The 22,462-nt window shown below is 60.9% G+C and carries 23 protein-coding genes; all 23 read left to right on the top strand.

Annotated features, from left to right (window positions below; translation table 11 throughout):
• The first annotated feature begins 2 nt into the window (after positions 1 to 2).
• Positions 3 to 1,631 carry a long-chain fatty acid--CoA ligase gene (locus FAZ95_RS38950; RefSeq protein ID WP_137337868.1) on the top strand — a complete coding sequence of 543 codons (1,629 nt, stop codon included), beginning with the start codon at positions 3 to 5 and terminating at the stop codon, positions 1,629 to 1,631.
• Positions 1,632 to 2,684: 1,053 nt separating this feature from the next.
• Complete coding sequence (locus tag FAZ95_RS38955; protein WP_137337869.1) at positions 2,685 to 4,088, top strand: autoinducer binding domain-containing protein; 1,404 nt, start codon at positions 2,685 to 2,687, stop codon at positions 4,086 to 4,088.
• A 350-nt stretch (positions 4,089 to 4,438) separates the two neighbouring features.
• The gene (locus FAZ95_RS38960; protein WP_254700417.1) at positions 4,439 to 5,293 is read left to right on the top strand and encodes a hypothetical protein; all 855 of its coding nucleotides are present in this window, start codon (positions 4,439 to 4,441) and stop codon (positions 5,291 to 5,293) included.
• 203 nt (positions 5,294 to 5,496) lie between these two features.
• On the top strand, positions 5,497 to 5,748 hold the full coding sequence (locus FAZ95_RS38965) for a hypothetical protein (protein WP_137337870.1): 252 nt from the start codon (positions 5,497 to 5,499) through the stop codon (positions 5,746 to 5,748).
• A 104-nt stretch (positions 5,749 to 5,852) separates the two neighbouring features.
• Complete coding sequence (locus FAZ95_RS38970) at positions 5,853 to 7,112, top strand: DUF3443 family protein (RefSeq protein ID WP_137337871.1); 1,260 nt, start codon at positions 5,853 to 5,855, stop codon at positions 7,110 to 7,112.
• A gap of 156 nt (positions 7,113 to 7,268) precedes the next feature.
• A complete protein-coding gene (locus tag FAZ95_RS38975; RefSeq protein WP_137337872.1) occupies positions 7,269 to 9,551 on the top strand; it encodes a beta strand repeat-containing protein in 2,283 nt (760 codons plus the stop codon).
• 21 nt (positions 9,552 to 9,572) lie between these two features.
• On the top strand, positions 9,573 to 10,529 hold the full coding sequence (locus tag FAZ95_RS38980; RefSeq protein ID WP_137337873.1) for an OmpA family protein: 957 nt from the start codon (positions 9,573 to 9,575) through the stop codon (positions 10,527 to 10,529).
• Between the two features lie 55 nt (positions 10,530 to 10,584).
• The gene (locus FAZ95_RS38985) at positions 10,585 to 10,800 is read left to right on the top strand and encodes a hypothetical protein (RefSeq protein ID WP_137337874.1); all 216 of its coding nucleotides are present in this window, start codon (positions 10,585 to 10,587) and stop codon (positions 10,798 to 10,800) included.
• A gap of 8 nt (positions 10,801 to 10,808) precedes the next feature.
• A complete protein-coding gene (locus tag FAZ95_RS38990) occupies positions 10,809 to 11,450 on the top strand; it encodes a phospholipase D family nuclease (protein WP_217497499.1) in 642 nt (213 codons plus the stop codon).
• Positions 11,451 to 11,481: 31 nt separating this feature from the next.
• On the top strand, positions 11,482 to 11,706 hold the full coding sequence (locus FAZ95_RS38995) for a hypothetical protein (RefSeq protein WP_137337875.1): 225 nt from the start codon (positions 11,482 to 11,484) through the stop codon (positions 11,704 to 11,706).
• Between the two features lie 9 nt (positions 11,707 to 11,715).
• A complete protein-coding gene (locus FAZ95_RS39000; RefSeq protein WP_137337876.1) occupies positions 11,716 to 12,000 on the top strand; it encodes a VirB3 family type IV secretion system protein in 285 nt (94 codons plus the stop codon).
• On the top strand, positions 11,987 to 14,515 hold the full coding sequence (locus FAZ95_RS39005) for a VirB4 family type IV secretion/conjugal transfer ATPase (protein WP_137337877.1): 2,529 nt from the start codon (positions 11,987 to 11,989) through the stop codon (positions 14,513 to 14,515). Before FAZ95_RS39000 ends, FAZ95_RS39005 begins: the two co-directional genes overlap by 14 nt.
• Positions 14,512 to 15,204: a TrbJ/VirB5 family protein gene (locus FAZ95_RS39010; protein ID WP_137337878.1), complete on the top strand. Its 693-nt coding sequence runs from the start codon at positions 14,512 to 14,514 to the stop codon at positions 15,202 to 15,204. Before FAZ95_RS39005 ends, FAZ95_RS39010 begins: the two co-directional genes overlap by 4 nt.
• Positions 15,205 to 15,342: 138 nt before the next feature.
• Positions 15,343 to 16,371, top strand: coding sequence for a type IV secretion system protein (locus FAZ95_RS39015; RefSeq protein WP_137337879.1), 1,029 nt, complete (start codon positions 15,343 to 15,345; stop codon positions 16,369 to 16,371).
• Between the two features lie 5 nt (positions 16,372 to 16,376).
• Positions 16,377 to 17,090, top strand: a complete 714-nt coding sequence (locus FAZ95_RS39020) for a VirB8 family type IV secretion system protein (RefSeq protein ID WP_254700418.1) — start codon at positions 16,377 to 16,379, stop codon at positions 17,088 to 17,090.
• 33 nt (positions 17,091 to 17,123) lie between these two features.
• On the top strand, positions 17,124 to 17,915 hold the full coding sequence (locus FAZ95_RS39025; RefSeq protein WP_137337881.1) for a TrbG/VirB9 family P-type conjugative transfer protein: 792 nt from the start codon (positions 17,124 to 17,126) through the stop codon (positions 17,913 to 17,915).
• Positions 17,912 to 19,138: a TraB/TrbI/VirB10 family type IV secretion system protein gene (locus FAZ95_RS39030; RefSeq protein ID WP_137337882.1), complete on the top strand. Its 1,227-nt coding sequence runs from the start codon at positions 17,912 to 17,914 to the stop codon at positions 19,136 to 19,138. The genes FAZ95_RS39025 and FAZ95_RS39030 overlap by 4 nt, the downstream gene beginning before the upstream one ends.
• Positions 19,139 to 20,149 carry a P-type DNA transfer ATPase VirB11 gene (gene virB11, locus FAZ95_RS39035; protein WP_137337883.1) on the top strand — a complete coding sequence of 337 codons (1,011 nt, stop codon included), beginning with the start codon at positions 19,139 to 19,141 and terminating at the stop codon, positions 20,147 to 20,149.
• Positions 20,136 to 20,975, top strand: a complete 840-nt coding sequence (locus FAZ95_RS39040; protein ID WP_137337884.1) for a lytic transglycosylase domain-containing protein — start codon at positions 20,136 to 20,138, stop codon at positions 20,973 to 20,975. The genes virB11 and FAZ95_RS39040 overlap by 14 nt, the downstream gene beginning before the upstream one ends.
• Positions 20,972 to 21,304, top strand: coding sequence for a hypothetical protein (locus FAZ95_RS39045; protein WP_137337885.1), 333 nt, complete (start codon positions 20,972 to 20,974; stop codon positions 21,302 to 21,304). Before FAZ95_RS39040 ends, FAZ95_RS39045 begins: the two co-directional genes overlap by 4 nt.
• Positions 21,305 to 21,327: 23 nt before the next feature.
• Complete coding sequence (locus FAZ95_RS39050; RefSeq protein WP_217497500.1) at positions 21,328 to 21,876, top strand: phosphohydrolase; 549 nt, start codon at positions 21,328 to 21,330, stop codon at positions 21,874 to 21,876.
• Positions 21,873 to 22,187 carry a TrbM/KikA/MpfK family conjugal transfer protein gene (locus FAZ95_RS39055; protein ID WP_254700419.1) on the top strand — a complete coding sequence of 105 codons (315 nt, stop codon included), beginning with the start codon at positions 21,873 to 21,875 and terminating at the stop codon, positions 22,185 to 22,187. Before FAZ95_RS39050 ends, FAZ95_RS39055 begins: the two co-directional genes overlap by 4 nt.
• A 20-nt stretch (positions 22,188 to 22,207) precedes the next feature.
• Entirely contained in the window at positions 22,208 to 22,396 is a 189-nt protein-coding gene (locus FAZ95_RS39815; RefSeq protein WP_137337886.1) for a hypothetical protein, read from the top strand.
• Positions 22,397 to 22,462: the final 66 nt, after the last annotated feature.

Consider the following 22,462-nt stretch of genomic DNA (forward strand, 5'->3'; position numbering starts at 1 on the left):
TGATGCGACACACGATGATGGATTTTCCGCTCACCATTGGCGGCATTCTGGCTCATGCGGCGAAGGTGTACGGCGGCACCGAGATCGTCTCGTACATGCCGGACTGCAGCACACACCGGTACTGCGTAGCTGATCTGGCCAGCAGAGTTGCACGGCTCGCGGGCGCATTGCGCGAGCTAGGGCTGCAGCCGGGCGACCGGGTCGCAACGTTGATGTGGAATCACTACGCGCATCTCGAGACGTATTTTGCAGTGCCGGCAGCGGGCGGCGTTCTCAATACGCTGAACCTGCGCCTCGCACCGGATGACATCGTTTATATAGCGAATCACGCGGGCGCGCGCTTTCTGATCGTCGATGACGACCTCATGCCGCTGTACGAGCGGATTCGTGCGCGGACGAGCTTCGAACGCGTAATTGTTGTGCCACTCGGTGGTGTGTCGGCTCCGGATGCGTTCTCGGACTACGAGCACCTTATTGCCGTGAGCAATCCATTCGCGAACGGCGAGCCGATTGATGAGAACGCGCCGGTCAGCGTGTGCTACACGTCGGGGACGACAGGGCGACCTAAAGGCGTCGTCTATAGTCATCGCGCGTTGGTTCTCCATACCTTTTGCATCTCACTGCCCGACGTCTTCGATCTGTCCATGCGGAAGACTCTCGCACTCGTGGTGCCGATGTTCCATGTCAACGGCTGGTGCCTACCATTCGCAGCGTTGCTCACAGGCGTCCGGCTGGTGCTGCCCGGCCCACACCTCGACGCCGAGAGCCTGTTCAAGTTGCTGGCGGACGAGCAGGTGATACTGTCCGCAGGTGTGCCGTCGCTATGGCACGGCCTGATCGACAAACTGCAGGCGTCGCCTGAATTACGCGCGCAGCTTTCGCCGGCGCTACATTTAGTGGTTGCCGGCTCGGCCTGCCCGGAATCGATGATGGTCGCTCTGGACCGGTTGAGCATCCGCGCCACGCATGCGTGGGGAATGACAGAGCTGTCGCCGGTCGGGGCATTCTCGACGCTCAAGCCGCATCTGGCGCAAGCGGGCAGCGCCGATGCCGATCAGGCGCTGCGTTATCGGATGAAACAAGGTTTGCCACTGCCGTTTGTCGAGGCGCGGATCATGACCGAGCAGGGAACGGCCCGCTGGGATGGCGAGAGTGTCGGGGAACTGCAAGTACGCGGACCATGGGTGGCAGCGGGATATTACGGCGACGTCTTGCCAGATTCATGGAGCGACGACGGCTGGCTACGCACGGGAGATGCGGCGCACATCGACGCGGAGGGCTATATCCAGATCACCGACAGGCTCAAGGACCTGATCAAGTCTGGCGGGGAATGGATTAGCTCAGTGGCGCTGGAGAACGCTCTGATGGGGCATGAGGCTGTGAAAGAGGCAGCCGTCGTGGCGATGCCCGATCCCAGGTGGCAGGAACGCCCGCTCGCGTTCGTGCAACTGCGAGCCGGCCACCATGCGATGGCGGATGATCTAATCAGCCATTTGTCGACGCACTTCACGCGCTGGTGGCTACCCGATGCGGTGGAGTTCGTCGATGAGATCCCGAAGACATCAACCGGGAAAATTCAAAAATCGGTACTTCGCACGCGCGCTGCAGAGCTTCGTTCAAGGCTTACGTAGGCTTGATTCGTTATCAATTCGAGCGCTCCACGACATTCCCGATCCAAGAAGGTTCGGGTAGCTAACCGCAGCAGGTATCGTCAATCTGCTGCGGTCGTGCGTGACGCTCACCGTCCTGTGCGCCTTTCTTCTTTCGTGGCCTGGTTTATAGAGAGGAATACATGTCGGAACTCTGCGGTCACTGCCGAACTGTCATCAATCCGGGAGCACGCGTCTGTGTTGGTTGCGGGGCAACACGCAAAACAGGCATGAACGGCAGCGAACAGTTCCTCGCGCTAGTTTTCGTTTGCATAGCTTTAGGCAATCTCAGCGGTTTCCTCTCCCAATTTGAGAAAAGCCATTTCGTTGCAGCGCTTCAGAATGCGAGCATCCTAATCGCGAGCGTCGCTTTTGTCGTCTGGCTTTGGAGACGCGCGAGAAAGCGCGTAGTGTGGCTACGACGAGAGTAGGGTGCAAGCCAGAGGTGTCCTTGCGGTATGCGATCAGGTGCCTACATCGACCATGCTCGTCCTCGCGCGCTTATCCAAAACGGCGCCCCCTATCGCGACCACGACCTCCTCTACGCGTCTCATCCCCAGTTCATCCGTTGCTTTACTTCCCGCGGTTTGAAGGGCTGTCCTCGATCAGCTCGGCCTATGGGCTGTTTTCGATTTACGCTATCGAGGGGGTCGAGTCATAGCATTTCATATAGCGAACTATCACAATATGAATCAATGGCTTTGGAGTTTTGCTCCGACGCTAGAAGCCGTGCCGCACGGGTTGGGCCTTGCTTACATCCTCACCGGTCCGTCATTATCATTGGCAAGCAAACCGGATAGCAATTCTTAAATATTTGCGCGAAAGCCCTTTCCAAGACACGCTTGACATTTGTTCGCAATCACAGTTGACGCCCAAGGATATATTGAGCTTTCTAATTCCCTACGTACAGAAGCTACGTCGACGTTAAAAAGAAGACAGTTCGCGCTTTTTAATTAAGCGCCACGCCCAATAAAAACGCAGTCCTGACGTTCCCGAACATACGTAACGAACTAATAGGCACAACACGGGGGCGTGATGGATAGCTCGCAGAAAACGACGGTAGAAGTACAGGCAGTAAAGACGAAAAATGAAACGATCTCTTGGGCCATCTCTGGTCAAGCCGCCTCGACGGAGATTGAAAGACGTTCATCCGTTCCAGTTGATGGGAATAGCGAACTGGTCGTTGAATCGACATTTGTTCCTGATAATCGGGAGGATGTTGAGAGATTTTTTCGATCTGATGAATTTTATAAGGATAACGAAGAAGCGTTAAATATTCTAATGAAAAAATGTGTCCTGCGTTTGAGAGGTGACGCTGTGACTAGTGAACCCTCAGTTTCCGTAGTTGATATCTCGGAAGAAATTGGCAGACTTACGTCAGCCGACACGCAAGCGGACTTGGTGAGGCGAGTGGCGAAAATCGTAAGAATTCTAGAGGGAGAATATTTTTATTTTACGATGGTGAGGCTAGATGAAAACAGTCGTGAGCCTATTTTCCACAAAAATCTCTCCAATGTGCCACCCGAAATTGCGCAAATTTACATCACCAACAAATGGTACGCGACAGACCCGTTTCTGATCCATGCCAAGCTGAAGAACGAGCCAATTGTTAGCTCCCATCTTGGGCTGTTGGAAAATTTGAGCGGGAGCTGGCGCCGGATGGGCGAGTTGGGACGTGCTAACGGCCTGTGCAGTTGGCTTGCGTGTCCCGTGCATGGTGCCAATCCCCTTGTGTACGGCGTACTGCGCGTTGCAAATGCGAGATTGCCGAAAGATGGAGGTGAAACGCCATTGCTTAGGTCGTCCCTGTTGTTTCGAGCGATAGCCACAGAGATCTTTCAATGGCTAGTTCGACGCGAGTTGGTGATGGTTAGAAAGCTCTACGGCCTGAATCAAGATGAACTCAAGGCGCTTCAACTTTATCATGAGGGCGGCACGGCAGATGATATTGCTTGCGCTCTTAATATGAGCAAGCGAGATCTCTACAAAAGTGTTTATAGATCTATAAACGCAAAAATGAACTGCAGAAACATATCCGAGGCGGCTAGGTTGGCTGTTCGAGCAGGATTAATCCCTCCTTTTATCGGTAAGAAGGTGGTTCACGTTGTTCATCACCCACGATGGGGTGTCTACCTTGGTTCGGAGTGGGGAATGCCATTTTGGTCAAAGGTCAATCCAGTGCCGCACCGAGACGCGGTAGGCTTTGAGACATCTCTTGCGGCGGAGGAGTTCGTTAGGAGTATAAACGGTACCATTAACGCGGACGACTACGCCATCGCGCGCGTTGAGGTGGACCAAACGACAACCTTGGTTCTTGAAGATCTTTGCGTGAAGGCAGGACTACCGCCGTGGACAGATTCCTCCATCAATTTAACATCTGCCCCGGACGAATCGACCACCCCGGGATCGTTGGACGATCCATCCCCTACCTACCATTGAGCAAAACGCACCGCCTACCATAAAGCGCGCGGACAAATCAAGAGTGTGATTTGTCCGCGCGCCTGTTGGTAGAGTGCCGACTAGTTGATGGGCTCTCACTGCGCATAAGCAAGTCGCTGAATCGACAGTCGAGGTTACAGATGTCGGTCACGCGACCTCTGGTGGAACAGGAGATCAACCTCTGGCTATCTCGAAACGACATTGCTGTCGCGTCAGCGTTGCACAAGAGCCGGCGAGTGAGAGTTGAAGATGTTCTACAGGTAGGAAGGGACCTGATATGACGTTGGCCCAAATCTAGGTCTGGGTCTAAGTGGAGTCTAATTTTCAGAATCGTGTTTAGGAGTACATAGATGTTTGCTAAAAAATTCAAGGCTATCGCGGTTGCACTGCTCGCAGTGGCGCTCGCTGCTTGCGGTGGTGGCGGTAACTCCGCAGGCTCTTCGCAGACTGCAACGAATCCACCACAAGCCAATCCACCTCAAGCGCCCGCACAAAACAACGCTGAGTGGACTTTCGCCGGGTCGGCTCCAATGGTTTCTGGACCGAATGTCGCGGTCGTATTCGCGCCCGCCACCCTGTCGTCGACCGGTGTGACGGGATCGGGCAGCACGATTTCAGCAGCCAGCGAGCCCCTCCGGAGTGAGGTGCAGCAATCCAGCTATGGTGGCGCCTTCACGACCATCGGCACCAGCGCGCTCTCGATATCGCTCACCCCGGGAAGCACGATCTCGGACCTCAACGGTGCGGGCGGGTACGTCGCAATCGGCCGGTGGAATCACGGCTCGGATTCGAGCGGCGGAAACTACACGGCTAATCAGGGCGCGCACTACGCAGTAGGCACGTCGCTCACGCTGTCTCCCGGAACCGGCTCCCTGGCCTGTTCGAACCTTATGGCTACGTCGCCGACATCGGTGACGGGCAGCGTAGCTCCCGGAACGCTGGTGTCGGCCTCCGCGACTCTGGACCTCACGACGCTGACCCTGACAAACTTTTCAGAGACGGTGACGATCGGCGCGGATAAACAGGCGCCGATTACAGCGGCAACAGTACCGACAGGTGGTGGGCAATTTGGAGGCGGCTTGAGCTTCCTGGTGCGCACGATGGGTAGCGACAGTACCAAACCGCTCGTGGCTATTGCGTATGGAGCGAGGCTCCCAAATACCGGGGACATCAATGGACTCGTGGTGCTGTCCTGCCACAGCTGATGTCGCGGCACCGCGAAAAGAATCAATGTTCTCCCGCGAAAATTAGCTTGACAGACGCCGATCATCAAAATACATTCCATCGAATCATCAAAATAAGCATTTTGATATGTTGATGTATGAAGATCGACCATTCGCCAACAGAAAACGGCCGCATCAGAATATCTCGTTCTAAGATCCCAAAGTTGTCAATTTGGGAGGGGCGTTTGAGCAAGATCACTGAGGCTGAATTTCGGGAGTACGCGAAGAACAACGCGATCCGTAGGGCGGCTGTCGTGAAAACACCTGAGGGGTACGTGCTGATCATCGAGCTCACGTGGAAAGAGGGTCTGCACACCCTCTATACGCAGCGGAAGCAGCCACGAGCTTGGGCGAGCATTGACCGAATGGTTGAATACCTACAGAGACATGAATTGCAGCTCAAGTCGATCGAGTTGCAACTTGACGGCAGCACTTGATGGGCGGTCTAGATCGGTATTGCAGGAGCTGATCTAGACCGAATTCATGGCGTGGTGGTCTCGAAAGACATCGTCCGTTTCGATGAATAAATAAGGATAACGAAATGTTTAAAAAGTGCAAAATCGAGATCCAGCGTTATATTGTGGCCGTCACGACTATGGGTTGTTGTGTGGCGCTTTCTGCGTGTGGCGGTGGTGGCGGGGGAGGGAGTTCATCTGCACCCGCCACCACATCGTCGAGCAGCAGCGGCAACACGACTTCCAGCTCGAATAGTCTTCCAAACGTGGCCGGGATCATCCCGACTGGGGCCAACGTCTTGCAGGTATCTATCAACCAAGCAAGCGGCGGATACCAGAATGTTGCGATGGCTAGCGTGACGATCTGCGCACCGGGAAGCGCGACAAGCTGCGTCACCGTAGACAACATGACGGTAGATACCGGCTCTGTCGGCATCCGTATTAACGCGTCCGCACTGAGCAACTTGACATTACCTGGGGTGACGAATGCCGGTGGCTATCAAGCGGCGGAATGTCAGGCCTTTATAACGAGTGCGGTTTGGGGCGCAGTTCGACTCGCCGATGTTTCACTTGGTGGAGAAACTGCCCATAACTTGCCGATCCAGGTTGTCGCTGACGCCGGTATTCCGTCTGCGCCGTCGGATTGTTCCGCGCTTCCTCATTTGCCGGGTAATGGGACCATCGGCATCGGATACAACTCCCAGGATTGCGGTACTACCTGCGCGAGCACATCGGCTGAGTATTACGCGTGTCCGGCCGGGGAGGCGACCTGCGGCCATTCGAAGCTCCCCTTGGCGAGCCAGGTCTCAAATCCAATCGCTGGGTTCACGACCGACAACAACGGCGTGATTTTTGAGTTGCCTGCTATCCCAACGTTAGGTGCGTCGACTGTCTCGGGAGCAATTGTCTTCGGGATCGGTACGCAGACCAACAATTCGCCATCAGGGATGACGGTGCTGCCGGTTTCATCTCAGGTTGGAACGCTCGCTGCCACGATCAACGGTGTCGCTTACCCGCAGAGCCTGATCGATAGCGGCACCGGCTTTATTACATTCGCAGATGCCGGAATTCCAATCTGCTCAAGCGGTAAGGAATTTTGCCCGGCGTCTCCGCAAACGATCGGCGTTGCACTTCAAGGAGTCAACGGAGGTTCAACACTATCGGAGACTTTCCCGGTCATTGATGCTTCGACCCAAGCGGCAGGATCGGCGACGTACGTTGCATCGGTGTCTAACAGCACCACGCGCGTCATTTTGGGCTTGCCGTTCTTCTACGGGCGAACCATCGCTTTTGCGTTGACAGGCGCCAATACGTCGCTCGGTGCCGGCCCATTCGTAGCGATGTAGCTGCCAAAGCTAACGAGGCGCAAGGAAACCAATTCAGCGAGGAGGTCTATGGATTGAAGACTGTCTGACGGATTCAGAGGCGGCTGGAACGGGTGCACCAACACCCGCCCCAGCCTGACCACAAGTGACCACTAGGCTAATAGAGGAAAACCACTCATGGCTACACGAATTGTAGATGATCTCGCTCGCCCGCACGGCACGAAAAAAATCTGCGCGGCAGTGCTGCTCGCGCTCGGCGCGGTAACGACCGCTCACGCCAGCACGTTTTGTCTGCCTGGCAACGGCTCAAGCGGCAGCTACGACACGTTTTTGACCGGCGCCGATATCTTGGTGAACCCTTACAGCGGGATCGGTAATGCCACCGGCAATATCGCCAGCAACGCGAATGGCACCCCCAACGGCACAGGGGATGCGAATGCCGGTGCTTATTCGTCCGCTGGCTGGGTGAACCAACTGTCTCCGGGGCAGGTGTCTCCAGGCTGGACGACGCTCGCAGCGGAAGGCTCAACCAGCGTCATTTCGCTTCCTCAAACCATCTCGGGGTCCGGGCAAAACAACACCTGCCAGAACGGCGGAGCCAATGCGAGCAACACACTCGCTACCGAAGGCTATGTACAGTCTGCAATCGCCAGTATTCCCCAGGCCACTGGAGCGTCGAATGCGGTCCAATACGATACGGACTCCTCCGGCAACAAGCTGAACAGCGTGACCCTGCAAGGTGGTGCATCCGGCACTGTCACAGTGACCAACGTCTCGCCTGGCAACCTCTCGGCATCGAGCACCGACGCGGTCAACGGCAGCCAGCTCTATAGCACGAATCAGAACGTGTCTGCTGCGCAGACGACCGCAAACAACGCGGTCACGAGCACCAACGGCCTGGCCTCCGCGCTGGGAGGCGGAGCGTCAGTCAGCAGCAATGGCGCTGTTACCGCGCCGACGTATTCGGTGCAGGGCGGCACCTATTACGATGTGGGTTCCGCCCTGGGTGCGCTCAACGGTGCGGTGACCAACAACACCAGCAACATCAACAACCTCCTGAACGGCACGGCCGGCCTCGTGCAGACCAACGGCCAGACGATCACGGTTGGCGCGTCCGACCCGTCGACGGACGTGAACATCGCCGGCGCCAATGGCGCACGCGTTCTGTCGGGCGTCGCCAATGGTGTGGCTCCGACCGATGCGGCCAACATCGGACAGCTCGACGCAGCAACGGCCAACACCCTGAATCAGGCGAATGCCTACACCGACCAGGCCACGAAGTACTTCAAGGCCAACTCGACTGGCGCGGGCTCCGTCGCGAGTGGTACCGATACGGTCGCGATCGGCCCATCGGCTGTCGCATCCGGTTCCAGCGCGATCGCGATGGGCAACGGGGCGCAGGCCCAGGGTACGGAGTCGATCAGCATCGGCACCGGCAACGTGGTGACCGGCAACAACTCGGGGGCGATCGGCGATCCGAACACGGTCAGTGGCAGCGGCTCGTATGCGGTCGGCAACAACAACACCATCGCGAACAACAACACGTTCGTTGTCGGCAACAACGTCACCACGACGCAAGACAACAGTGTTGTGGTCGGCAACGGCTCGGCAGACCATGCAGCGGTGGCGGTGTCCGGCATGACGCTTAACGGCACGACGTACGGCTTTGCGGGCGTCGCGTCGACAGCCAACGGCGTGGTGAGCGTGGGCGCATCGGGCGCGGAGCGGCAGGTCATCAACGTCGCAGCCGGCCAGCTGTCCGCTTCGAGCACGGATGCGGTGAACGGCAGTCAGCTCTACGCGACCAACAAGGCTGTCAACGCCCTGGGGGGCGTGGTGGGCAATCTCGGCACGTCGACAGCTTCTGCACTGGGTGGTGGTGCAACGTACAACAGCGGCACCGGCACCATCAGCGCGCCGTCGTACACGATCCAGGGCAGCACCTACAACAACGTCGGTGCCGCGCTTTCAGGGCTCGATGGTTCGGTCACGAACCTCGTTCAGGGCCACTCGGGCCTCGTGCAGACCAACGGCCAGACGATCACGGTCGGAGCGAATGACACATCCACGCTCATCGACGTGTCGGGGGTCAACGGCGATCGCACGATCACCGGCGTCGCACCTGGCACGGCCCCGAACGACGCCGCGACCGTAGGCCAGGTGGGCCAGGGCGTACAGGCCGCGAATGCCTACACGAATCAGCAGATCGGCATCGTGAGCCGTCAGTTGAACGCGCTGGGGGCTGCGGCAATGGCGGCGACCTCGCTGATTCCGAACGCGCGTGCAGAAGGTGTGTTCCAGGTGTCGGCTGCCGCAGGCACGTACGGCGGCCAGACGGCGCTTGCCCTTGGCGCGAACTGGTGGCCCTCGGACCGGCTGCTGGTGAACGCGCATGTGACGCGCTCGACGGGTTCTGGCGGCAGCGTTGGCGCGTCGGTTGGCGCCACGTTCGGCTTCTGATTGATACCAGGAGCCGAAACGATGAAAGCAAACCTCGCATGCGCGCTCGCGCTTGCGGGGCTCCTCGCGAGCCCCGCGTTCGCCAGCGTGCGCAGCCAGGCCGACGCGTTGATGCCGGCTGCACAGGCAATCGCCGACCCTTACCAACGCGGCCAGGCCGAAGGCTGGCTGGAGATCGCGGCCCGCCAGGACGGGCAGGTGCTCGTCTCGCACACGTACAACGACGCCGCCCCCAAGGCCCTCCAGAACGCCCGTCATTTCATCGACGGCAGCGTGCCGTTCGCGCCGATCTATGGCGAGAAGCATTGGCCCACCCGCGAAAACTGGGTCAAGGCGATTCGCGAGATCGAGGCGGTCAATGAGCGTGCGTCGGCCTCGACCTGCAAGGGCGAGTCGGCGGGGCGCCTGTCGGCCCTGACCGATGAAGTCTGGAAGGAACAGGACGAGACGCACGGCACGCGGTGGGTGCATGGCTGGGCGCAGATCGAACGGGCCAAGCGTCTGTCAGAAACCGTCGACGCCGAGCTTGCGCAGTGCTCTGCACCTGCCGCGCCGGTCGCACAAGCGGTGCCTGCCGCTCCGCCAAAAGCTATCGAGCTCTCCGCCGACGCGACGTTCGGTTTCGATAGCGCCATGCTCAAGCCGCAAGGCCGGGCGGCTATCGACGCACTGGCGAAATCGATCGCTGACGCAGGCAAGGCTGATGTGATCACGGTGACGGGCTACACCGACCGGCTCGGGTCCACCGCGCACAACCTCGAGCTGTCCCGCCGGCGGGCACAGACGGTCGCCGACGCCCTGAAGGCTGACGGCGTGCAGGCCTCGCGCATTGAAGCCCGCGGTGCTGGCGCGGCCTCGCCCGTGGTCAGTTGTCCGGGGGCGCGATCCGCAAGGGTTATTGCCTGCTTGGCTCCGAACCGGCGTGTCGAGGTCAGAGTGTCGGGTACGGCCGCGCATGCAAATGCGGGGCAGGACTGATAGGGAAAGCGGTCCGGGCGAGAGTCCGGACCCGACGCACAGGGAAATTCAGACTATGTTCCTCAAAGATCAAGAACGAATAGCACTACTCAATGCCTCGCTGACACCGGATGAGCTCGATCGTGTGATTTCGACCGTCCAGCAGCGCAACCCGCACGCGTTTCATACCCAGGAGTCGCTTCACACACGCGTGTTCTTCAACCAGCCGTTACATGGCGAGCCATGCAAAGGGTTCATTCACTTTGCGCCGCCTCAGCCCGGCAATCGATAGGAGACGCCATGCGAAAGAGACTTGATCAACTCGCATCGGCATTCACCGCTTGCCACTGGGCGAGGGCGGCTGTACTGGCACTGGCGATGTCAGCGGGGGCCATCCCCGCTCACGCGCAGTTGGCAGGCCTGCTGAACAGCCTTGTCGACTCACATCAGGCTGCCGCGTCAGCTGCGCCGCAAGTCGAGGTGGGCTTTTCACCGGAGGGCAGTGCCGAGCAATTGGTGCTACGGGCGATCGCAAGCGCGCACAAATCGGTCCGCGTCGCGGCCTACTCGTTCACGTCGGCCGAGGTGGTGCGCGCGCTTGTCGCGGCGAAACGCAACGGCATCGATGTCGCGGTGCTGGTCGACGAGAAAAACAACCTTGTCGAAGATCGTTCCGGCAAGGCGCGCGCAGCGCTCAACCTGCTCGTCAACGCCGGCATTCCGACTCGCACGATCGGCGTGTACCCGATCCACCACGACAAATACGTGGTGGTAGACGGCGAAACGGTGGAGACGGGCTCGTTCAACTACAGCAGAGCAGCTGCCTCGTACAACAGCGAAAACGCCCTGGTCATCTGGCACGACCCGGCGCTGGCTGCGCAGTACCTCGCCCACTGGCAAAGCCGGTGGGAGCAGGGTGTGCCGTACCGCTCCACCTATTGAAGCTTAACCCCTCTATACGGGAGAACGTTCCATGTTGTCGACCATTACGACCTTACTGCAAACGCTCGCGCAAGCCATCTTTGTGAGCTACGGCCCCTACATCTTCATGATCGTGCTTGGCATCCTGGTGATCATGGTCGCGAAGGGCTGGGTGCCGATGAAGGGTGCCGTTATTGCGGCGGTTGCATGCTTCGTGTTCTTCATGGTGCCGAGCCTCGTGCGCTACGCGGCATCGATAGCCCAGGCACAGATCTGAGGGGCTGCCATGCGGGACGTCCATGAAATCGCCAAAGGCATGGTTCAGCCGTGGATGATCTGCGGGTGCCTTGCCGAGCTTTTCCTCGGCTCGATCGCGCTGCCGGCGATTGCCTTCATGTTCCTGAAGTGGTGGCCGGTGGTGTTCGCGATTCCGCTGCTGATCGTCGCCTCGTACCTTGCCACGGCGAAGGACATGTATCGGGTGTCGGTGCTTTTCCATAGCGCTGCGCGTGCAATCAGCGCGCGCAGCATCCGCAACTGGGGAGGCGCACGAACCTATGTCCCTCGCTGAGTTCTTTGATCATCACTTCGATGGCGCACCGCTCGAGCGGCGCAGTCCCTCCGAGCTCGACGATGCGGCCGATCCGGGTGTATCAGTCGAGCTGCCATTTGGGCTGAACGCGTACTACAACGACCATACGCTGCGGACACTGGACGGCAGTCTCGTTCAGATCGTGCGCCTCGAGGGCCTGTACGCGGAGATGCTCGACGAGGACGCGATCCGAGCCTATAAGATCCAGCGTCAAACGGCATTCGATGCCATCGCCGACAGCAACATCGGCATCTACGTCTACGACGTGCGGTTGGAGTCGCGCCGCTGGCCGTCGGGCACGTACCGCAACTGGTTCGCCCGGTACGTCAACGAGCGGCTGAAGGCGCGTCTCGCGGCGAATCCGCTATACCAGCACGAGATCTACCTCGCGGTCGTTCGCTACCGCCATTACAGCGGTGTCGTGGGCCGCATCGAGCGCGTGTTCAACCTGTTTTCGCTGGATGGGGCGAACGGCAAGCTCGAGTCCGAGGAACGCCAGGCGCGCGATCTGACCGAGAAGGTCGACTCCCTCTTCAAGTCGCTCGCGCATTATGCGCCGCGACGCCTGGGGCGTGTCACGGAAGACATTGGCGAGTGTTGCGAGCTCGCGCGCTTCCTGCGTTATCTCACCACGCTCGAGGACGGCCCGGTCCTCGCCAACTCGTGGAACCTCGCGCAAGCGCTCGCTACGGCCTACGTGCATTTTGGGCGCAATCCGCTGCTGGGCCGGCAGGTGTTCGAGGCGCGGGGAATCAATCACCACCGCATTGGCCAGATGCTGGCGATGTCGCGCTGGCCGGACGGTGCGATGGCGGGGATGGCCGACGCGTTTCAGAAGCTGCCCGCCGAGCTGATCGTCACTCAGAAGTTCTTTCCAATCGACCGGCTCGACGCAAGTGCGGCCGCCTCCACAAGCGAAGCGCGCCTGTCGCACGACCGGACGACAGTCGACATGTCCGCGCAGGTGACGGCCATGCGCCGCCGTCAGGCGGCAGGGTCGGCCGTGCTCGGGACGCACCATATGAGCGTGCTGGTCCACGTGCCGGTGACGGGTGACACCGGCAAAGCAGCGAGCGAGGCGCTGACCAAGCTCGATGACAGCGTCGGCAAGGTGGGCGAGTGCTTCAAGGCGTGGGGCATCAAGCCCGTTGTCGAGACGGCGGGCATGGAGCGAGCGTTCTGGTCGCAAATCCCGGGCGCCGCCAAACGCCACAACGGCCGAATCGGCAAGATCGAGACCATCCACTTTGCGTGCTTCGCCTCGATGCACAGTTTTCCGCAAGGACGGCGCAGCGGCAACCTGTGGGGCGATTGCCTGATGGTCCTGCCAACCGAAGGGCGGACCGGCTATCACCTGAATGTGCACGAGGAGCGCCCGGGGATGGTGCCAGGGCACTTTAATGCGGCCGCGAAGACGGGCGTCGGTAAGACCTTCTTTGTGGCGCTGTTGGTGGCCCTGGCTGACAAGGTCGAGCCACGCGTGCACTGGTTCGATCGGGAGAACGGCGGGACGGTGTTCATGGAAGCGATGGGCGGCGTCGACGTGGTGTTAAGCCTCACGCGCTCGCTGGGCAATCCCTGCCGGATGCCCGACACCGAACAGAACCGGCTGATGCTGCGCGAGCTGCTGCAGATGATGGCGACCTGCTACGGCTACGAGCTGACGGTTGACGACATCGAGCGCATTGACGCGGCGGTCACCGACAACTTTGAGAACACGGCCTTCGAGGATCGGCGGCTGTGCAACCTCGCCTGGCGGTTCGGCACCCGCAATTCGCCTCTCTATAAGGCGCTCGCGATCTGGCACAGCGACGGCGCGAACGCCGCGGTGTTCGACAACGAGGAAGACGCGCTCGACATCACGCAGCACCGTCACTACCGCTATGAGATGCGCGAGCTGATGAAGGACAAGGAGGCGCGTCCCGAGCTGCCGGTGCTGCTGAACTACCTTACGCATCGCATCGAGCAGTCGCTCGATGGCGACCCGGCCATGATCATCTGGGACGAAGCCCAGATGCTGATCAGGAATCCGTTCTGGCAGACCAAGATCGAGACGTATCGCGAGACGTTCCGCCGGCGCAACTGTGTGACGGGCTTCATTACGCCGGAGCCGTCGGCGCTCTATCGCCACGTCGCCGCGGTCAGGAATCAGGCCGTCACGAGTTTCTATTTCGCGAACGACAAGGCTGACCGGCGGGATTACGTCGAGAACCTCGATTGCACGGATAGTGAGTTCCGTTTTATCCGCGACACCTCGCCACTTGACTTCAAGGTGCTGATCAAGAAGGGCACCGGGGTGAGTGTGCGCGCGTCATTCGACCTGTCCGACGTGCCCGAGCTGATCGCGGTGCTCTCGTCGAACGACAAGGCGGTCGAGCTCATGTACCGCGTCCGTGAGGAGCTCGACTCCACTGACCCCGAAGTCTGGGTTCCCGTCTACATGCAGCGCGCGCTCGCCGAGCGCACGCACAACGTCAATGGAGGCAAATCATGAAACGACAAGGCGTGCAATGTCACATCGCGGCCGCACTGCTGTGCGGCGCCGTGCAGATCGCATTCGCTCAGGGCGTGCCGGTGGGCAACGCCACCGAGCAAGCCCAGCTGCAGGTCAGCCTGACCCAGCAGCTGGCGCAGATCGGGCAACTCGCGCAGCAAATCGATCAGATGAAGCAGCAATACAGCGCGATCACTGGCTCCTACGCGCGTGGCGCGCAGGGACTGACGAGCGCGATTACCTCATCGTCGGTCGTGCCCGGCAGCTGGCAGGCCGTCGTCGCGCAGCAGCAGAGCGGCGCGTATGCCAGCCTGCAGGCCCCCTACGAGAAGGTGATGAATTCGCTGTCGCCGTCATCGTTCTCCGACGCATCGCAAGGCGCGACGTACCAGCTCAACACCGATTCGACGCGTGCGGGCCTGACGATGAGCGAGGCGCTTTACAACGAGGCGCAAACGCACTTGAACAACTTCGAGCAGCTCGCGCAGCAGGTCGATACGACCGCAAACGTGAAGGATGCGGCCGACCTGCAGAACCGGATGACCGCCGAGCTCGGCATGGCCCAGGCGGCGCAGACGAAGCTGCAGGCGCTCGGCGCTCGCCTTCAGGCGGCCCAGCTGAACAGCAGCAACCAGGCCGATGCGGTGCGCGCGCGGTTCTTCAACCAGACGCAGGGGACCACGCAATGAAACGAGCCTTCAAGATAGCCGTTGTGCTCGCCTGCCTGCTCACAGGCTGTGCCCATTCCGGCGCGATCGATAAATCGCCCTGCGCGTGCGACTTCCATCGCATTGGGCAGATGGAAACGACAGGCTGAGGAGCCGGACATGAGCAACAACGCGGTCTTCGACTTCATCCAGAAGATCTATGACGCGATGACAGCGGGCATGGCGACACTGGTCGCGAAGGACTATCCGCTGCTCGCGGCGAAGGTGATGCCGATCGCACTGGTGGCGGCGATGATCTGGGTCGCCGTCAAGGTGATCCGCGTGCATTCCGGACGCGACCCGGCCGATATCTGGCCGTTGCTGCGCATGGTGTTGACGATTCTGGTCGTCTTCAGCGGCCTGAACTGGGGAGGACTGGGCGGCAAGGTTTTCTACGCGTTTTCCGAGTTGCGCGACGACACCGTGAGGGCCTTCATGGGCGGTAAGACCACGCTCCAGTACGTGCAGACGGTGTGCGGGAAGGTTGGTGTGCTAGCGGACTCCATGATGAATCAGTCGGCGTGGAACCTCGGCATCGTGTTGCTCGGCGTGATCCTCACGCTGCTCGACTGCCTCCTCGCGCTTGCGGTGCTGGTGCTCAATGTCGCCTCGGTGATGGGCCTGGGCATCACGGCGGTGCTCGGACCGCTCTTCTTTCCACTGCTCTTCTGGAGTGCCACACGCGGCTACGCGATGAACTGGTTCTCCGCGATGTTCAAGTTCGCGCTCGTCGGGATCCTGCTTGGCGTGACGGTGGTGTTCTCGTTCCAGGTCGCAGTGAACCTGATGGACTCCACCGTGGTGCCGTCTTTCGCGCAGCACACGGCCGACGCGATGGCCGCGATCGTCATGGTGGGCTTCCTGATCCTCTTTGTTTGGCTCGGCGTCAAGCCGCTCGCCTCCGCGCTCGCCTCGAGCGGCGCGGCCGCCGGGGGTGTCGCGGAGATGGCCGCGGGCTTTGCGGTGTCGCAGATGCTGCAGAAGTTCCTGGCTCCCGTTAAGCCGGATCCTCCTAAGCCGGATCCTCCTCCGGCGCCTGCCAATGGACCGGGCGGCTCGCCCAATAGCAGCACGAACAGTGGGGCGATGGAGGCGATGCAACACGCGCCGTCGGGCGCAGGGCAACCAGGCGAGGGATCGAGATGGTAAGCGCAATGTTTGGAAAAAAGACAAAGGCAGCACGTGATGCCGCAACGACAAGCACGGGCCTGCGCGCGGAGTCGTACGAATCGATCCGTGTGTCGCGTAACCGCGCGTGGTTGCTCGCGGTGGCGGCCTGGCCGGTGGCCCTGCTGGGTGTCGGCTCCGGCGTGCTCGAGAAGGCCAACGAAGGTTACGTGCCACCTGTCGTGTTGACGATCGAAAGCGGTCACGTGTCAAAGAGCGAAGTGGGCACGCCTGCGGTGCTGCTCACCAAAGACGCGATCATCGAAAGCGAGCTCGCGCGGTATCTGACCGAACGCTTCACGCTCGATCGGCACTTCAGGGATGAGCACATCACGTATGTGCAGCTGCATTCGTCCGCCGATGTCGCTGCGCAGTTCAACCACGAGATGGACGCGAAGAACCGCGAGAACCCGTACTACAGCATGCCCGACAACGCGGTGCGGCGAGTGAGCAACGTCCGCATCCGGATTCTCGATCGCGATGCAAAGAAAGCCGAAGCGACGCTCACGACCTTTGTTGACGATGGCGCTACGAACGCGCCTCGGACGTACTGGCATGTGCTCATGCACTACGACTTCGTGCGCCAGGCGCTCACGCCGGAGGACCGATACGTCAACGGCAACGGCTTTGTAACGACGGCATTCGAGAAGAACACCGAACCGGGTCCGGCAACCGTTGCTGGCGTTGGCACGGCTAACTGAGACCGCTAACTGCGACCGATTAGAGGAGCAAACATGAAACATCGAGTTCGACGAATTGCCGTGGCCATTGTCGCAGTGACGGCCGTCTTGGGTTCGGGCCTCGCGCACGCCGCAAAGGTACCGCGGGCGCTCGAGACCGATAGGCGAGTGCGCGAGGTGCGCTACGACCCGAATCAGGTCTACGAGGTGACGTCGACCTACGGCTACACGACGACGATCGAGTTTGGCGCGAACGAACGCATTCTCAATTCGGCGCTGGGCGACACGATCGGGTTTGAAGTCGGCAAATTCCGCAATCACCTCGTGCTTAAGCCTGTGGAGGCGGACGCACAGACGAACCTGACGGTGACCACGAGCGCGCACGTCTACTACTTCCACCTGACGAGCTCGAGGAGCGCGGCCGGCGCAGTGTACGTGGTGCGCTTCATTTACCCGGACAATGGGGATCTAGGTGATGTCGGTTCTGGCGATGGGAATGGCTCAGGTTATGCCGCCGGCGGCGACATGCAGCCTCGGGTGGTCAACCGCGATTACCAAGTGTCTGGTGACGAACGCAGCTTTGGCCTGCAGCGTGTCTTCGATGACGGCCAGTTCACGTACTTCCTCACAGTGGGCAACAAACCCAAACCGATGATTTACGTGGTGCAGTCCGACGGCACCGAGGCGCTCGCCAATACGCGCCGCGAGGGCCCGTACCTCGTGGTCGAGCAAATGGCGGACCGTTTCACGCTGCGCGATGGCCCGAACGTGTTGTGTGTCGCTCGCACGTCGCACGCGGGTGCGATGTCCGGCCTGTCGAACGATAACGGGAGGGTTCAGCGATGAGCGACCGGCCCGAGGACCCAAACAGCGAGGCGGGGAATCCGACGCAGGAGCGGCGTGCCGCAGCCGATGCGCTGCGCCGCACGTCGCTTGCCGCCGACCCGTCGCACGCGCGACGCAAGGCGGGCTTCTACGCAGGCGCCGCGGGTGTGCTTGCGCTGTGCATGGCCGGTGTTTTCATGATGCGGCAGCAGCCGGCCGCGCCAACCAATGGATATCACGACGACCAGCCCCGCATTGCCGAAGACGCACCGAAATCCGGCAAGCTCGCGGATACGCCTGACAAGCCGGCCTCGGCACTTGCCGCGTCAGCGCCGGCACCGGCGAGCGCCGTGGACCCACAACTGCTGGCCGAGCAGCGCGCCGAAGAACAGCGCCGTCTCATGGAAGCCGAAGCGAAGCGCAAACGGGAAGAAGAGATGCAGCACGCCCGCCTGCATTCCGCCCTGTTCGCCGAGCAGGCACAGGCAGGCGATTCAAGCGCCACCGGCGCTGACGCGGGGCTCGCCGCTTCGGGTGCGCAAGGCGATGGGAAAGATACTGCCCGCCATGGGCGCGGACCGAACGACACCAATTCGATGTTTGCGCATGCAGTGCAAGACGAGGACGACTCGGCCGAGCGCGCAACGCTCATCACGAACCGGCAATGCAAGATTGAGCCAGGCCGGATCCTCGAGGGTCACCTCGTGCCGCGCATCGTTTCGGACTTGCCCGGTTCCGTCACGATCATGCTCGACCAAGACACCTATGGCGAGGAGGGCCGCATTCCGCTCATGCCATGGGGCACGCGCATCGTGGGCCAACCGAATTCGAACGTGCGCAAGGGACAGGATCGCACCTTCATTGCGACCGCCACGGCCTATCGGCCGGATGGGGTCAAGGTCCGGCTCGATTCTCCGGTAGCCGACCAGCTGGGTTCGGCAGGGCTTGATGGCGACGTCAACAACCACATCGGGCAGATCCTGGGCATGAGCGTCGTGCTGTCGCTGCTCGGTGCCGGCGCGTCGACCGCGGGCGCAGCGGGCTATAACGGCGCGAATTCGCTGTCGACGTATCGCGACAACGTGCAGTCGTCGCTTGCGAATTCGTCGCAGGAGCTGCTCGGCGCGTACGCGAACATCCCGCCGACGCTGACCAACCCGCAGGGCAGCCGCGTGCGCATCCAGGTCGAGCACGAGCTCGATTTCTCGGACTTCTGCAAGCCGGCCGGGGAGGAGGACCAGTAGATGTCGATTCTGCCGGCCTTTCTGAACCGCACCGCCTCGCTGCGTGATCTGTTCGCAGATGACGCGGTGACGGAAATCGCCATTAACGGTCCTGGCGTAGCCTGGGCGGGACGGCAAGGCGCGCGCTTCATGGAGCGCGTCGAGCTGCCGGACCTGACGCTGAAAACCCTGCGCGACATTGCCGAGCAGGTCGCGCACGTCTCGGACCAGTCTATCGATATGGCGAGGCCGCTGCTTGCGGCGTCCATCCCGTCCGAGCTCACCGGGCAGGAGAACCGTGATTTCCGCGTCCAGATCGTGCTGCCGCCCGCGGTGCCGCCCGAAACGATCTCGATCACCATGCGCAAGCCCAGCGTGCTGGACCTTGACATGGAGTATTACGAAAAGAGCGGCGCATTTCGCTACGTCAACGAGCCGCTACCGGACACCGAAGATGTGCGCGAGCAGCTGGCCCGGTTATATCGCGATCGGAACTGGCCTACCTTCCTGCGTGTTGCGATACGCGCGAAGCTCAACATCATCGTGAGCGCGGCGACGAACACGGGCAAGACCGAGTTCATCAAGATGCTCTTGAAACTCATGAACGGCGATGAGCGCATCGTGACGATTGAGGACGCGCGCGAGATCAAGCTCGCGCAGCCCAACGCCGTGCATCTGCTGTATTCGCGCGGCAACCAGGGCGTCTCTAAGGTGACGCCCGTCGACCTGATGGAGGCGTCGCTGCGCATGTCGCCGGATCGCATCATCCCGGGCGAGCTGCGCGGCGCAGAAGCGTATGTCGCACTCGAGATGCTGAATTCGGGGCACGACGGCTTCATGACCACGCTGCACGCGAAAAGCCCGAATCACATGTGGGACCGGCTCGCGCAGATGGTGATGCGCTACGGCTCCACGATGGGCAAGGCGGAAATCATCGAATACGCGCGCGGACTGATCGACGTCGTGGTGCAGATGCACCGCTACGACGATGGCCTGCGCGGCATTAGCAGGATCGACTATGTCGCGCATTGAATGTACCCCGACAGCGGTGATCGTAGCGCTCCTGTTCTGTGGGGTCGTAACCGCGCCCCCGGCCTGGCCGCAACAGTCGTCCGCTTCGGCACCCGCTTCGACGCCCGTCGCTACGTCGGCGGCCTCGGGCTCAGCAGAAACGCCGTTCGCGCGATTGGCGATGACCTGCGCGCCAGGCGTTCATCCCGATTTGCTCGGCCGCGTCGCGACGGTGGAGAGCAGTGGCAACCGGTTCGCGATCGGCGTCGTCGGTGGCCACCTGACCCGTCAGCCGTCGACGCTCGATGAAGCGCTCGCAACCATCCGTGCGCTCAATGAGGGCGGCTGGAATTACAGCCTCGGAATCGTGCAGGTGAATGTTCACAACCTCGAGCGCTTCGGACAGACGCTGCAGACGATCTTCGATCCGTGCACGAATCTCAAGACTGGCGCGGCGATTCTTGCGGAGTGCTACGGCCGTGCGCAAGGTGCGGGTCTTGCCGGCGACACCGCGGTGCACGCGGCGCTTTCCTGCTATTACAGCGGCGATCTGTCTCGAGGCCGAGCGTATGCGCTCAAGGTCGCTGCGTCAGCGCCGGTATCGCAAGTGCGCGGCGCAGCTAGCGAATCGCAGGCGATTCCCGTGGTGCCGGATGTCTCCGGCGCACCAGCCGCAGCGGCAACCAATACGCGCTCAGCGCCCCCTCACAAAACAGCCGACGCCAAAAAACACGACAACTGGTTCACGACGTGGGGGGAAGACGACACGTCGACCGCGCGTAGCACGGGTTACCACGCGCTCCCTGATGCGATCTCAAACACCGAACGCGACGGAGATAGCAATTGAGAACTGATCCTCCACCCCGGTTGGGCACCGTCCTGCTTCTCGCTGCGTATTCGCTTGTGGCGATCGTCTTCGCGTGGCACTGCTGGCGCGAGCAGCACGCGCTTGGGCTGCAGTTCTGGTCCGTGATGTTCCCGCTGTCGCTGTACTTGACCGGAAAGATGATCCGCAAAATGCCGGTACTGATCATTCCACCGCTGATCGTGATCGCGTTTGGTATCGCGTGGCTGGTCTCGCCATTGTGGCTCGTGTTGTACACGCTCGATGCATTGGGGCGATGGGCGCTGGAACGTCGTCGCGCACGGCGTTCGGTCGTGAGGGGAGTTCGATGATGTGTAACCGCTACGCCACCCACATGATCACGTTCACCGGTCGCCGGATCGATGTGCTCGATCCGCACCCCGAGCAGATCGACATTCGCGACATCGCCCACGCGCTTGCGAACCAGTGCCGCTTTGCGGGTCACACACGCGTGTTCTACAGCGTCGCTGACCACTCGATCCGGGTGGCGGGGCAGTTGCCGATGCCGCACCGCCTCGGTGGCCTGCTGCACGACGCGACGGAAGCCTATCTAGGCGACGCGATTTCGCCATTAAAGCGCGTATTGCCCGAGCTCGTCGCGCTCGAGGAGACGTGGTGGACTGCGATTGCGACGCACTTCGCGTTGCCACGGGTCCTACCACCAGCGGTGAAGCTTGCCGACAGTGTGTTGCTCGCGACCGAGCTGCGTGATCTCACCCAAGCGGCTCATACAACCGCGAAGCAGGATCCGCTGCCGATCGCGCTCGACGAGCCGATCGTTCCGCTGACCGCCGATGAGGCGGAAGACGTTTTCTTGCGCTTGTTTGCGTACTACTCAAGGGTACGGACCGACAGCGCACAGCCACAGGAGCTCACACCTTGAAAACTTCACTTCTCGGAGCCGCCGCGCTCATGACCGCGCTGGCTTTTTCGCCCGCGCATGCCGATGAGTCAGATCCGTCGGCTTGCGGCGCAGTGCTGTGTCTCGCGGGCGAATTGCTGGGTAGCAGTGGCGGCGAAAACTGCAGCGAATACGAGTCACAGTATTTCTCGATCGTGCGGTATCACCACGGCCACATGGACCTCGGGCCGACTTCGAATGCGCGCATGGCTTTTCTCAACCAGTGCCAGGACGGGGACGACCAGACGAAACATGCCGTCAACGACCGGTACGGCACGAGCTGGGGATTGTAGTGGAGCGCGCACCGTCGCCAGTGCATGACGTCGCTGAACGCGACCGGTGCCGGCGCGCTTTCCTGCACGCGGTGCGGTGTGCCCGTGCGGGGGATTTCGAGCCAGGCAACGCGCTGATCCGGGGCGTTGCCGTTCGTCACGGCAAATCGGCCGCCGCGATCCAGCTGCGCGAGCTGCAGCGATATGTCGACAGTGACTGCGATGCGTGAACACGTTCGGGTCCTCGTTAAAACCAACCGTTTCGATGGACGGCGATGTCGCTTTCGCGATCAAGC

It is taken from the genome of Trinickia violacea (assembly GCF_005280735.1).
Lineage (GTDB): Bacteria > Pseudomonadota > Gammaproteobacteria > Burkholderiales > Burkholderiaceae > Trinickia_A > Trinickia_A violacea.